Here is a 13340-nt window from a genome sequence, read left to right as displayed (position 1 = left end):
CCAACCTGCCGTCGCAGGTTTTGTACATTTCGGACCAATGGGGTCCGAAAGCCGGTACAAAACGTACAATCCGGGCAATCCCGCCCCAAGGTGAGCCTCTGACACGCATCGGAGGCCGGACAAAGCAAAACGCGAAAGAAGGAATTGAAAAATGCGTCACGCACGTGGTTACCGCCGCCTGAACCGTACTCATGAGCACCGCAAGGCTCTGTTTGCAAACATGGCTGGCTCGCTCATCGAACATGAGCAGATCAAGACAACTCTGCCCAAGGCAAAAGAACTGCGCCCGATCATCGAAAAGCTGATTACCCTGGGCAAGCGCGGCGACCTGCACGCCCGCCGTCAGGCCGCAGCACAGCTGAAAGAAGACAAAGACGTCGCCAAGCTGTTCGAAGTTCTGGGCCCCCGCTATGCCGAGCGTCAGGGCGGTTACGTCCGCATCCTGAAAGCCGGCTTCCGCTATGGTGACATGGCTCCGATGGCGATCATCGAATTCGTCGATCGCGATGTTGATGCCAAAGGCGCCGCGGACAAAGCCCGTACTGCTGCCGAAGAAGCCGCAGCCGAAGAATAAGCACTAAGGTCATCGACCTAATGCGCCTGCCCGAGCAATCGGGCAGGCTTTTTTTGTGCCTCAGTCAGCCAATTGTCATCATGTGGATTGTCCATTAAGTTCAAACCGTTATGACAAATAAACCTGCTGCTGGATACTCGGGCAAACCGCTCTGGGCGAAACTGGGTTTCAAACCCGGATATGCGGTCCGTACGCTCAACGCTCCTGCCCATTATCCCAACCTGACTGCAGGTGCCGACGGTGTTCTGTTCGACCCTGCAGCCGATCCTGCGGATGCGGTTCACATGTTCCTGAACCATCCGGACCAGATCGCCGAATTGGCCGCTGAGCAAATCGCCCACATACGGAGCGGAGGAATGCTGTGGGTCTCCTGGGCCAAGAAATCTTCGCCCCTGCACGCAGGTGTGACCGAGGATATGCTGCGCAGTGAAATCCTGCCGCTGGGCTGGGTCGACGTGAAGGTTTGCGCGATTGACGCCGATTGGTCCGGGCTCAAGTTCCTGCGCCGCCGAAGCTGAGCGCGCGGCTTGCATTTATTGCCTTTGCCCCGCATATCCCAAGGATAATCAAATCCGGAGCCCCCATGATCCGCGCATCCTTCATCTCTCTTATGCTTGTCATGGCCCTGCCAGCATTTGCCGAAACCCGCATCCCGCAATCGCAGTCCGAAATCTCTCTGGGCTTTGCTCCGGTGGTCAAAAAGGCCTCGCCTGCGGTGGTGAATATCTACGCCAAGATCGTGCGGCAGGGGCGGGCCAGCCCGTTTTACTCGGACCCGTTCTTTCGGGATTTCTTTGGCGGCAGCTTGGGAACGCCGCAGCCGCGGGTTCAGAACTCGCTCGGTTCCGGGGTCATCCTGACTGAAGATGGCTACGTTGTTTCCAACTACCATGTTGTAGGCTCGGCGACCGAAATCAGGGTCGTGACAACCGACCGGCGCGAGTTTTCTGCCACGGTCGTACTGGGGCATGAAGAAAGCGACATTGCGATCCTGCGTCTGGAAGAGGCGCAAGACCTGCCCTATCTGACCCTGCGCGATTCCGATCAGGTCGAGGTTGGCGAACTGGCCCTTGCCATCGGCAACCCGTTCGGGGTGGGGCAAACGGTGTCCTCTGGTATCATCTCGGGCTTGGCGCGCACAGGTACTGCGACAGGCAATGCACGCGGGTATTTCATTCAGACAGATGCAGCGATCAACCCGGGCAACTCCGGTGGTGCTCTGATTGATGTGAACGGGGACCTGATCGGGATCAACACGTCAATTCTGACACGCTCGGGCGGGTCGAATGGCATCGGTTTTGCCATCCCCGCAAATCTTGTGGCCGAGTTTCTGAAACAGGCCCAGCAGGGCAATGACAGTTTTATCAGCCCCTGGGCAGGCATGACCGGTCAACATATGAGCGCGGATATTGCTGAATCCCTTGGTCTTGCCATCCCGCTGGGTGTTGTCATCTCGGACCTGCATGACCTTAGCCCGCTGCGTGAGGCGGGGCTTAAGGTGGGGGACGTCGTGACCCATGTGGACGGGGACGAAGTGAACTCGCCAGCCGAGATGAAGTTTCGCATGTCCGTAGCGGGGGTGGGGGGAACATCGGTTCTGACACGGCTGCGCGGCACCCAGAGCGAAGAGGTTGAGGTGGCACTGATCAAAGCGCCGGAAACCCCCGCCGCTGAAAAGACGACATTGGATGAAGACACTGTCCTGCCGGGGCTGGTGGTGTCCCGCGTCAATCCTGCGGTGATCTCCGATATGGGCTTGCCACTGTCCCAGACAGGTGTCGTTGTTGTTGATCCCGGCCCCTATGGTGGCCGCGCGGGTTTGCGATCGGGGGATATTCTTGAAAGCATCAATTCCAATGACATCGAACGTCCTGGGGATGTGGAGAATGCGCTGACAGATCCGGGTCGTCGTGTGCAGATGGGTCTTCTGCGCGGTGGCCGGTCAGTCTCATTGCGGTTCCGGCTGTAACCCGTGAGCGATCTGTTCGATACCGGGCCAACGGAACCCACCGCTGCGCCACACCGTCCCCTGGCGGACCGGTTGCGCCCGCAGTCACTGGCCGAGGTCATCGGTCAGGAACAGGTTCTTGGCCCGGATGCACCGCTGGGGGTCATGCTGGCGTCAGGCAGTCTGTCCAGCCTGATCTTCTGGGGGCCGCCCGGTGTCGGCAAGACAACGATCGCACGGTTGCTGGCGCAGGAAACCGATCTGCAATTCGTTCAGATCAGTGCGATTTTCACCGGTGTTCCGGATTTGAAGAAGGTTTTTGAAGCGGCCAAGATCAGGCGCCAGAACGGGCAGGGGACCTTGCTGTTCGTGGACGAGATCCACCGCTTCAACAAGGCGCAGCAGGACGGGTTTCTGCCGCATATGGAGGACGGCACGATCCTTCTGGTCGGGGCAACGACCGAGAACCCGTCCTTTGAGCTGAACGCCGCGGTTCTCAGCCGGTCGCAGGTTCTGGTGCTGGAACGGCTTGGCCTTTCCGATCTTGAACGCCTGACCCAGCGCGCCGAAAAAGAGCTGGACCGCGCGCTGCCGTTGACACCCGCAGCCCGCGATGCGTTGCAGGAAATGGCGGATGGTGACGGACGGGCGTTGCTGAACCTGATCGAACAGGTCTCGGCCTGGAAGGTGGATGCGCCACTGGACACGGACGCGCTGTCGACGCGGCTGATGCGGCGGGCGGCGAAATATGACAAGTCGGGTGATGAACATTACAACCTGATTTCAGCCCTGCACAAATCGGTGCGCGGGTCCGACCCGGACGCGGCGCTGTACTGGTTCGCGCGAATGCTGACAGGGGGCGAAGACCCGCGCTATCTGGCGCGTCGGATCACACGGATGGCGGTCGAGGATATCGGTCTGGCCGACCCGCAGGCGCAGGCCATCTGCCTGCAATCCTGGGAAACGTATGAGCGGCTCGGCTCTCCCGAAGGTGAGCTGGCGCTGGCGCAGGCGCTGGTTTATCTGGCCCTGGCCCCGAAATCCAACGGTGCCTATGTCGGCTATAAGGCAGCGATGCGGCTGGCCAAGCAATCAGGCAGTGAGCCACCGCCCAAGCATATCCTGAATGCCCCCACATCACTGATGAAGGATCAGGGATATGGTGCTGGCTATGCGTATGACCATGACGCCGAAGACGGGTTTTCTGGTCAGAACTATTTTCCCGAAACAATGAAACGCCCGGTTCTGTATCAACCGGTCGAGCGCGGATTCGAGCGTGAGCTGAAAAAGCGCCTCGATTACTTCGCCAAGCTTCGGACCCAGCGCAACAGCTAGGCTGGCTGGGAATGTATTGACCGCGCCGAGGAGTGGCGGGCGACGCTGAGCCCCCACGAACGCCAAACGTTCCTGTCTGATACCTTGACTCTTGCCGCGTTGCGCGCGAGAGACCCCCATGATTTCTGGGACACGGACAAAGACGCAATCCGGGCGGATCACCCGCGCGGCGCAAGGGGCAATGGCATGAGTGGCGTACAGATGATTACAGTCGCTGAAGGGGACGGCGATCAGCGTGTGGACCGCTGGTTGCGCCGCCTGTTCCCGCATGTCAGCCAGGGCCGCATCGAAAAGATGTGCCGCAAGGGAGAACTGCGTGTGGATGGCAGCCGGGCCAAGGCCTCGACCCGATTGGAGGTCGGGCAGGTGGTTCGTGTGCCGCCATTGCCAGGGCCTGATCACAAACCGGTTGAGGTCAAGCATCGTATCTCGGATGCGGATGCCAAGATGATCCAGTCCTGCGTGATCTACCGTGATGATCACATTCTGGCCCTGAACAAGCCGCAGGGCCTGCCGGTTCAGGGCGGCAGCGGGCAGACCCGGCATGTCGACAGCCTGTCTGAGGCGTTGCGGTTTGGGTATGACGAAAACCCGCGTCTGGTTCATCGCCTGGACAAGGACACGTCAGGTGTTCTGCTGCTGGCCCGTACGCGCGAAGCCGCGAAGGGGCTGACAGCCGCTTTCCGTCACCGCGACACGCGCAAGATTTACTGGGCGCTGGTTGCAGGCGTTCCCACGCCATATCTGGGTGAAATCAAGACGGGTCTTGTGAAAGCAGCCGGTCATGGCGCCCACGGCGAGGGTGAAAAGATGATCCCCGTCCATATGAACGAGATCGACAGCACCCCCGGTGCGAAACGGGCACATACACATTATGCGACCCTCTACCGGGTGGCCGGGCGCGCCGCTTGGGTGGCGATGGAGCCAATCACGGGCCGCACCCACCAACTGCGCGCGCATATGGCAGCGATCGGGCATCCGATCATCGGCGACGGAAAATACGGTGGCTCGGGGCAGGAAAACCTGGGTGACGGCTGGGGCGCACAATTGGGTGGGATCATCAGCAAAAAGCTGCATCTGCACGCGCGGCGACTGTCATTCCTGCATCCGATCACGCGCAAACCTGTGACCGTGACCGCGCCCTTGCCGGAACATATGAAACACAGCTGGGACACCTTCGGCTGGACCGAAGATCTGGCCGCAGACGACCCGTTTGAGGCGCTGCAATGAGCGCACCCCTGCGGTTGGTTCTGTTTGATGTCGATGGTACTCTGGTCGACAGCCAGGGCAGTATCGTTCACGCCATGACCACCAGCTTTCAGGCAGCGTCGGTACCTGTACCGACGCGAGAGGTGATCCTGTCCATTGTCGGGCTGTCCCTGCCACATGCCATCGCACGATTGGTGCCGGACCAACCTTCCTCGGTACAGAACGATCTCGTTGAAGGGTACAAGGAAGCTTATCACGCGCATCGCTTGGATTTGGGCGCTGCCAGCTCTCCACTCTATCCCGGCGCGCGAGAGGCGATTGAAGCCTTGCACGCCGTACCCGAAGTGCTTCTTGGGGTGGCAACCGGCAAATCCCAGCGCGGGCTTGATGCGTTGATCGAAGTGCATGGGCTTGAGCGCTACTTCGTCACCCGGCAGGTCGCCGACCACCATCCGTCGAAGCCGCATCCGTCCATGGTGCAGGCCGCGTTGGCCGAGACCGGTGTCGAACCCGACTGCGCGGTGATGGTTGGCGATACAAGCTATGACATGGACATGGCCGCTGCTGCCGGAGTGCGCGGCATCGGCGTGGCATGGGGGTACCATGATCGGTCTGCTTTGACCTCGGCCACCTGCATGATTGAGACCTTTGACCAGTTGCCCACTGCGCTGGCCGGGATATGGAACTGAAACATGAGTGACTGGAAACCGAAACGCTTCTGGAAAGAAAGCCGGATTACCGAGGTCGACGGTGGGTTTACGGTTGAACTGGATGGCCGCCGCGTCAAGTCCCCTGCCAAAGCGGCGTTGATCCTGCCGACCCGCGCCATGGCCGAAGCGGTTGCGGCAGAATGGGATGCCCAGCAGAAAGAGGTAGATCCGTCGACGATGCCATGCACCCGTTCGGCGAATGCGGCAATCGACAAGGTTCGGCCCCAGCACGGGGAAGTTGCCGATATGCTTGCGGATTACGGCGATTCTGATCTGCTGTGCTATCAAGCGACACATCCAACAGAGTTGCAGGAACGTCAAAGCGCCGAATGGGATCCGGCACTGGACTGGGCCGAGGCTGCGCTGTCTGCTCGCTTGCAGCCGGTTATCGGTGTGTTGCACAAGCCGCAATCTGCCGCTGCCCTGTCGGCTCTGCGCGCTCGCGTCCACGCGCTGGATGCGTTTCAACTGGCGGCGTTCCACGATCTGGTCAGCTTGTCAGGGTCATTGATTCTCGGGTTTGCGGCGGCCATGGATTGGCGCGAACCGGCCGAAATATGGCGCATTTCGAGGCTGGACGAAACCTGGCAGATCGAACAATGGGGTCACGATGACGAGGCCCATGCGGTTGCCGAAACGAAGAAAGCCGCATTTCTGCATGCTAAACGCTTCTTTGATATGTCGGTTTGATCCTTATTTTCCGATTTTTGGCCAAATGTTCAAATTGGTTGGGGTCTGATCCATCGTTTTCGATGATCCGACCCTTGACGTTTGTTTATGAATACGCCCAAACTCAGTGCCACTAAAGGGGAGACACCTTTGGAGTAACCTATCCGGCATCCACTTGCCGGGCAGAGCCGCCTCTGATGGGGCGGGAAATCAGGAAGAGGTAAAAATGAAAAAATCCGTAATCTTGGGCGCGGCAACGATTGCCGGTCTTGCTGCTGGCGCAGCCGTGGCAGGGACCGTTGACGACGTTAAAGCGCGCGGCAAGCTGAACTGTGGTGTGACCACCGGTCTGGTTGGCTTTGCTGCTCCTGACGCCAATGGCGAATGGCAGGGCTTTGACGTATCGCTGTGCCGTGCCGTTGCTGCTGCTGTTCTGGGCGATGCAAGCGCGGTAGAATTCGTTCCGACCACCGGTAAAACACGTTTTACCGCTCTGGCCTCGGGCGAGATCGACATGCTGGCGCGTAACACCACCTGGACCTTCAGCCGCGACGTCGACCTGAAGTTCGAATTTACCGGTGTGAACTACTATGACGGTCAGGGCTTTATGGTTCCCAAGGCACTGGGCGTAAGCTCGGCCAAGGAACTGGACGGCGCAACCGTTTGTATCCAGACCGGCACCACAACCGAGCTGAACCTGGCGGACTTCTTCCGTTCGAACAACATCAGCTACGAACCGGTTCCGATCGAAACCAACGCCGAGGCACAGCAGCAGTATCTGGCTGGCGCATGTGACGTATACACCACCGACGCTTCGGGTCTGGCGGCAACCCGCGCCACATTCGAAAACCCCGGTGATCACATCCTGCTGCCCGAAATCATCTCGAAAGAACCGCTGGGCCCGCTGGTCCGTCACGGCGACCACGAGTGGGGCGACGTTGTGCGCTGGACTCTGAACGCGCTGATCTCGGCTGAAGAGCTGGGCGTAACTTCGGCCAATATTGATGAACTGGCCGCTGGAACTGATAACCCGGAAATCAACCGCCTGCTGGGTACCGAAGGCACCCTGGGCGAAATGCTGGGTCTGGACGCTGACTGGGCAGCCAAGGCGATCAAAGCCGGTGGCAACTATGGCGAAGTGTTTGCCAAGAACATCGGTGAAGAAACCCCGATTGGTCTGGCACGCGGCCTGAACGCACAGTGGACCGAAGGCGGCCTGCTGTACTCGCCGCCGTTCCGCTAATATCGACGGAGAAGGGCGCAGGGCAACCTGCGCCCTTTTTCCATCCATAAGAATCACGCCCGTACGGTTTTGAGCAGGGATCAACTCTGCCGACATATTTACGGGATGCACGGGGATATACATAGGTCATGACGACTCTCACTGACCCGCCGAAGGAGCAGTTCCGGCTGTCCATGCTCCTTTATGATACGCGGTACCGATCTGCGACCATTCAGGTCATTGCAATGATCGGCTTTATGCTTCTGGCAGCCTGGATCATTTCCAATACCATCCAAAACCTCGAAGCGCTTGGAAAACCGGTTGAGTTCGGCTTTTTCGCAGAACCGGCCAGTTACGATATCAACCAGCGCTTGCTTGAATACGATTCGCGCGACAGTCACTTGCGCGCGGCCTTTATCGGCTTGCTGAACACGCTGGTTGTGGCGGTTCTTGGTTGTATCACAGCAACGATAGTCGGTGTTTTGGTTGGTGTTCTGCGCCTGTCCAACAACTGGCTGGTTGCGCGGATCATGACCGTCTATGTTGAGATGTTCCGCAACGTACCTGTGCTGCTGTGGATTGTTCTGGCCATGGCCATTCTGATCGAAAGCCTGCCAGCACCAAGGGCGTTCCGCGGAGAAAACCCAGAAGCCACGATGAATCTGTTCGATTCTGTCGCGGTGACCAATCGCGGGGTCTATATCCCGGAGTTCCTGTTCTCGCGCAGCTTGGGTGATATCCACATATTCGGCACGTCGAGCCTGCGGTTCGATATCTCGCTGGACCTGATCGCCATTCTGATCGTGCTTGGCGGCAGCATCTTTGCGATGCGCAAGGTGTCCGCCTGGGCACAAGCCAAGCAAGAGGCATCCGGTGATCGTCCGACTATCTGGCACATCCAGCTGGGTATTCTGTTTGTGCCGATGATTGTCCTTCTCACCATCTTGGGGTTTCACCTTGGTTTCCCTGAGCTGAAAGGCTTCAACTTTACCGGTGGCACACATTTGCGTAACTCGTTGATCGCGCTGTGGCTGGCCTTGTCGCTTTACACGGCGGCCTTCATCGCCGAGATCGTTCGTGCGGGTATCTTGGCCATCTCAAAAGGCCAAACCGAAGCCGCATCGGCGCTGGGTCTGCGCCCGGGCCGGACCATGCGCCTTGTGATCCTGCCGCAGGCATTGCGGGTGATCATTCCGCCCATGATCTCGAATTATCTGAACCTGACCAAGAACTCGTCACTGGCGATCGCGGTCGGATATATGGACATCACGGGGACTCTTGGCGGCATCACCATGAACCAGACCGGTCGCGAGCTGGAATGTGTTCTGCTGTTGATGCTGGTCTATCTGTCCATCTCGCTGAGCATCTCGGCGGTGATGAACTGGTACAACAACCGTGTAAAACTGGTGGAGCGGTAATATGAGTGATGTTTCATTTGTCCGCACGGAAATGCTGCCCGAGCAGGCACCGCCTGCTTCCGAGGTCGGTGCGCTGGGATGGGTCAAGCACAACCTGTTCTCAAGTTGGTTTAACACGATCCTGACGGTGGTTTCGCTTTATGCGATCTACTACGTGCTGTCAGGTGTTCTGCCATGGATTTTCCAGTCCGTGTGGAATGCCGACTCTCTCAACGAGTGCCGCGAGATCATGATGGCCACCTGGGGGTCGACCCATGGGCACGCCTGCTGGGCGGTTATCAATGACCGTTGGTTACAGTTGCTGTTCGGCTTCTATCCAAGCCATCTGTACTGGAGACCGATCCTAGCGCTGGTTCTGTTGCTGGTCGCATTGGCGCCGGTTCTGTATTCGGACCGCGTCCCAACCAAGATGCTGATCTTCACGGCAATCTACCCGTTCCTGATGCCGTTCCTGATGTGGGGCGGAACCATCTGGGGGCCAATCTCGGCCGCGCTTGGGTTTGTCGTCGGTTGGTTTGCGTATTCGGTTCTCAGCAAACAGGTGAGTGAACTGGTGGGTATGATCGGTGCGGTCGTTGCCGCAGTGATCTGGTGGCTGGTGCTATCCAGCTATTTCACGGGCGCGTTGGACTCGGTTCTGCCGATTGGCATCGAAGCTGTCGAAAGCCGTCAGTTCGGTGGTTTCATGCTGGCGATCCTGCTGGGCGTTGTGGCCATTGGTGTCTCACTTCCGATCGGTATCGTTCTGGCGCTGGGGCGTCAGTCGGACCTGCTGATCGTCAAATACCTGTGCGTGGGCTTTATCGAGTTCATTCGCGGTGTGCCGCTGATCACCTTGTTGTTCGTGGCGTCGCTTCTTCTGAACCTGTTCCTGCCGCCAGGCACCAACTTTGACATCATCTTGCGGGTGATGATCATGATGACCCTGTTCTCGGCGGCCTACATGGCCGAGGTGATCCGGGGTGGTCTGGCTGCCCTGCCACGAGGACAGTACGAAGGCGCCGACAGTCTGGGCCTGAACTACTGGCAGGCGCAAAGGCTGATCATCATGCCGCAAGCCCTGAAAATCTCAATTCCGGGCATCGTGAGCACATTCATCGGGATCTTCAAGGATACGACGCTGGTGTCGATTATTGGGTTGTTCGACGTGATCGGATTGGCATCTGCTATCCGCGCCGACACAGCCTGGAACGGCATCTATTGGGAACTGTTCGCGTTCATCGCGTTCCTGTTCTTCATCGTCTGCTTCTCTATGTCCCGTTATTCCATGTATCTGGAGCGCAAGCTTCAGACTGGCCACCGTTAAGGAGTTCAACACATGTCTGAACTTGCAATTGACCGCGAAATCGACCGTTCCAAAATGCAGGTGAGCGACGAGGTCGCCATCGAAATCACCAACATGAACAAGTGGTACGGTTCCTTTCACGTGCTGCGCGACATCAATCTGACCGTCAATCAGGGCGAGCGGATTGTTATTGCGGGTCCGTCCGGGTCAGGGAAATCTACCCTGATCCGCTGCCTGAACGCGCTGGAGGAACACCAGCAGGGCACGATCATCGTGGATGGGACCGAGCTGTCGAATGACCTCAAAAACATCGACAAGATCCGGTCCGAGGTTGGCATGGTGTTCCAGCACTTCAACCTGTTCCCGCACCTGACCATTTTGGAGAACTGCACGCTGGCCCCGATCTGGGTGCGCAAGACGCCCAAGAAAGAGGCCGAAGAGCGCGCGATGCATTTCCTTGAAAAGGTGAAAATCCCCGAGCAGGCCGACAAGTATCCTGGTCAGCTTTCGGGTGGTCAGCAGCAGCGTGTGGCAATTGCCCGCTCGCTGTGCATGATGCCGCGGATCATGTTGTTCGATGAACCGACATCGGCGTTGGACCCCGAGATGATCAAAGAGGTGCTCGACACCATGATCGAGCTTGCCGAGGAAGGCATGACCATGCTGTGCGTGACGCACGAGATGGGCTTTGCCCGTCAGGTTGCCAACCGTGTGATCTTTATGGATGCGGGCCAGATCGTGGAACAGAACGAACCGGAAGAGTTCTTCAATAATCCGCAAAGTGAGCGGACGAAACTGTTCCTCAGCCAGATTCTGGGACACTGAACGGCTCAAAATGGTGGAAAGGCGGGGTTTTGCCCCGCCTTTTTCTATTCCAGCAACTCTCGCGCGGTGGTGAAGCCCAGCACGGTGCCCATATGCCATCGCACGTCCGACCAGCTGTCGGCGTTGAATGTCATCACAGTGGTTGCACAAGTCGGATAATCGAAAAAGCGCATGTGATCCGGTGGCCGTTGCACAAGGCGGTTGGCGAATTCGGCGATTCCGGGGTTATGGCCCAGCATCAACACAGTCGGTTCCGTAGCGCTAGCCAACTCGAGCAACATGTCTTCGGCGTCGGCGTGGTAGAGCGCATTGTGAAAGCGGACCTTATCGGCCGTTAACCCCATCCGGTCCCATGTCTCGCGGGTGCGGGTTGACGTCGAGCTTAACACTTCATCCGGCAACCAGCCGTTATCTTGCAGCCATTCGCCAATGGCCGGGGCTGACCTGCGCCCACGCTTGCTCAGGGGGCGTTCATGATCGCCAAGTCCTGGGTTATCCCAGCTGGATTTGGCGTGACGCGTCAGGATCAGAGTGCGGGTCATGACGGGTGAAAAGCCCTCATATGATGGGCTGATTGTTCGGGGTCGCGCCCTGCGCCCGCGCTGAGCGGGCAGGCGAGGCGGGCCAGACAGCCGCCTGTCATGCAGGTTTGACCCTCAGTGGTATCAAGATGGTCGTGGCAGGCTGCAAGGTCATAGAAGTTTTGCGCGTTCAGCGCGCCGACAGGGCAGGCCGTCGTGCACGGGGCGGCGCAGGTGTTACAGGGGGAAACGCCGGGTGTCTCTGGGATGGCAAACTCATGGGTGAAATGCAGTGCGCCGCGATATGAGATCATCATACCGACCGTGTCATGTACCAAAGCCCCCACCGGGCTGCTGAAGGTGCGTCCCGATTTCAGGGCCCAGTCGATGAAAGGCGCATAGGGTGGACCACCAAAGGGGAAATAGGCCTGTGCACCGAACGCATGCGCCATCTGGCCGACGATTCTGGTTGACCAGCGGTCTACTGGATCAGGCCCCCGCCATTCCGGCGAGGCTTTCAGAGCAGGCCAGAAATCAGAACCCGCGCCCAGCAAAATTAACGTGCCAGTGTCAAGTTGCCGGGCTGCCACGCGATGAGGATGCAGCGTGCCCATGACAATCAACCCCGCCTGACGCGCCGCATGTTCCACGCGGCCATAGGTTTCCGCATCTGGAACAGAGGAAGGTTGCGCAAGGTCTGTCATCTTCCCTCGGCTGTTGCTGCGATCAGTCTGGCCGTATCAGCGACCCGGCGCCATGTTCCGTGAACAGTTCAAGCAAAACCGCATTTGGCGCGCGCCCGTCAAGTATCACGACGGCCCGAACGCCGCTGTGCAGGGCATCGAGGGCAGTTTCGGTCTTGGGGATCATACCGCCCGCGATGGTGCCTTCGCGGGTCATCTCGCGGATCTGGCCGGCTTTCAGCTCGGTCACCACATCGCCCGCCGCGTTCTTGACGCCCGAGACATCTGTCAGCAACAGAAGGCGGTCAGCTTTCAATGCCGAGGCAATCGCCCCGGCAGCCGTATCGCCGTTCACGTTAAACGTTTCACCCTCACGGCCCGCGCCCAGAGGCGCGATGACCGGGATCACATCATGTGAGAACAGATCATGCAGGATTTTCGGGTTCATCTCGGAAGGGGTGCCGACATAACCCAGAGACGCATCCGTCTGGTCGCAGATCATCAGGTTTGCATCCTTGCCCGACAAACCCACGGCCGAGCCGCCCTGACCATTGATCGCCTGAACGATGCGCTTGTTCACCAGGCCAGACAGAACCATCTCGACAACTTCGACGGTTGCCGTGTCGGTCACGCGCTTGCCGTTCATAAAGTCGGACTGGATATCCAGCTTGTCCAGCATCGCGTTGATCATTGGACCACCGCCATGCACAACAACCGGGTTCACGCCGACCTGCCGCATCAAGACGACATCGCGGGCAAAGCTCTCCATCGCCTCGTCACTGCCCATGGCATGCCCGCCCAGCTTTATGACGACGATGGCCCCATCATAGCGCTGCAGATAGGGCAATGCGCTGTTCAGGGTTGCTGCGGTGGCGATCCAGTCCCGGTTCATGTCACGTGTCTTCATTGCTAAGGTCCCTCTGACCGTCCGTGTTAGGGCC

14 protein-coding genes are annotated in these 13340 nt (G+C 58.7%); 11 read left to right on the top strand and 3 right to left on the bottom strand.

The window, feature by feature from the left end; translation table 11 throughout:
- Positions 1-151: 151 nt before the first annotated feature.
- The 11 genes from rplQ to AC2FLO_RS00625 all read left to right on the top strand — a co-directional run bounded on the left by rplQ (position 152) and on the right by AC2FLO_RS00625 (position 11195).
- A complete protein-coding gene (gene rplQ, locus AC2FLO_RS00675) occupies positions 152-574 on the top strand; it encodes a 50S ribosomal protein L17 (protein ID WP_267363765.1) in 423 nt (140 codons plus the stop codon).
- 110 nt (positions 575-684) lie between these two features.
- A complete protein-coding gene (locus AC2FLO_RS00670; protein WP_496754711.1) occupies positions 685-1092 on the top strand; it encodes a hypothetical protein in 408 nt (135 codons plus the stop codon).
- Positions 1093-1157: 65 nt separating this feature from the next.
- Complete coding sequence (locus AC2FLO_RS00665; RefSeq protein WP_496754709.1) at positions 1158-2543, top strand: trypsin-like peptidase domain-containing protein; 1386 nt, start codon at positions 1158-1160, stop codon at positions 2541-2543.
- Positions 2544-2546: 3 nt separating this feature from the next.
- Positions 2547-3857, top strand: coding sequence for a replication-associated recombination protein A (locus AC2FLO_RS00660; RefSeq protein WP_480484766.1), 1311 nt, complete (start codon positions 2547-2549; stop codon positions 3855-3857).
- Between the two features lie 186 nt (positions 3858-4043).
- On the top strand, positions 4044-5087 hold the full coding sequence (locus AC2FLO_RS00655; RefSeq protein WP_209505873.1) for an RluA family pseudouridine synthase: 1044 nt from the start codon (positions 4044-4046) through the stop codon (positions 5085-5087).
- Complete coding sequence (locus tag AC2FLO_RS00650; protein WP_209505876.1) at positions 5084-5755, top strand: HAD-IA family hydrolase; 672 nt, start codon at positions 5084-5086, stop codon at positions 5753-5755. Before AC2FLO_RS00655 ends, AC2FLO_RS00650 begins: the two co-directional genes overlap by 4 nt.
- A 3-nt stretch (positions 5756-5758) precedes the next feature.
- Positions 5759-6466, top strand: a complete 708-nt coding sequence (locus tag AC2FLO_RS00645; RefSeq protein ID WP_496754707.1) for an ATP12 family chaperone protein — start codon at positions 5759-5761, stop codon at positions 6464-6466.
- Positions 6467-6671: 205 nt separating this feature from the next.
- Complete coding sequence (locus AC2FLO_RS00640; RefSeq protein ID WP_209598866.1) at positions 6672-7688, top strand: amino acid ABC transporter substrate-binding protein; 1017 nt, start codon at positions 6672-6674, stop codon at positions 7686-7688.
- Positions 7689-7816: 128 nt separating this feature from the next.
- Positions 7817-9085, top strand: coding sequence for an amino acid ABC transporter permease (locus tag AC2FLO_RS00635; protein ID WP_480586684.1), 1269 nt, complete (start codon positions 7817-7819; stop codon positions 9083-9085).
- 1 nt (position 9086) lies between these two features.
- Positions 9087-10391, top strand: coding sequence for an amino acid ABC transporter permease (locus tag AC2FLO_RS00630; protein WP_480586682.1), 1305 nt, complete (start codon positions 9087-9089; stop codon positions 10389-10391).
- Between the two features lie 12 nt (positions 10392-10403).
- On the top strand, positions 10404-11195 hold the full coding sequence (locus AC2FLO_RS00625) for an amino acid ABC transporter ATP-binding protein (protein ID WP_480484762.1): 792 nt from the start codon (positions 10404-10406) through the stop codon (positions 11193-11195).
- Between the two features lie 44 nt (positions 11196-11239).
- On the opposite strand, the gene AC2FLO_RS00620 is transcribed toward AC2FLO_RS00625, so the two are convergent.
- From AC2FLO_RS00620 to argB, 3 genes are read right to left on the bottom strand one after another with little or no spacing between them, the layout of a single operon-like run.
- Positions 11240-11737, bottom strand: coding sequence for a SixA phosphatase family protein (locus AC2FLO_RS00620; protein ID WP_496754705.1), 498 nt, complete (start codon positions 11735-11737; stop codon positions 11240-11242).
- Entirely contained in the window at positions 11734-12420 is a 687-nt protein-coding gene (locus AC2FLO_RS00615) for a ferredoxin (RefSeq protein WP_496754703.1), read from the bottom strand. Before AC2FLO_RS00615 ends, AC2FLO_RS00620 begins: the two co-directional genes overlap by 4 nt.
- Before the next feature lie 22 nt (positions 12421-12442).
- The gene (gene argB / locus AC2FLO_RS00610) at positions 12443-13306 is read right to left on the bottom strand and encodes an acetylglutamate kinase (RefSeq protein ID WP_496754701.1); all 864 of its coding nucleotides are present in this window, start codon (positions 13304-13306) and stop codon (positions 12443-12445) included.
- Positions 13307-13340: the final 34 nt, after the last annotated feature.

The organism is Ruegeria sp. TASC047 (assembly GCF_059612445.1).
The sequence above is the reverse complement of the archived record's forward strand: the minus strand, read 5'-3'. Positions and strand labels throughout refer to the sequence as shown.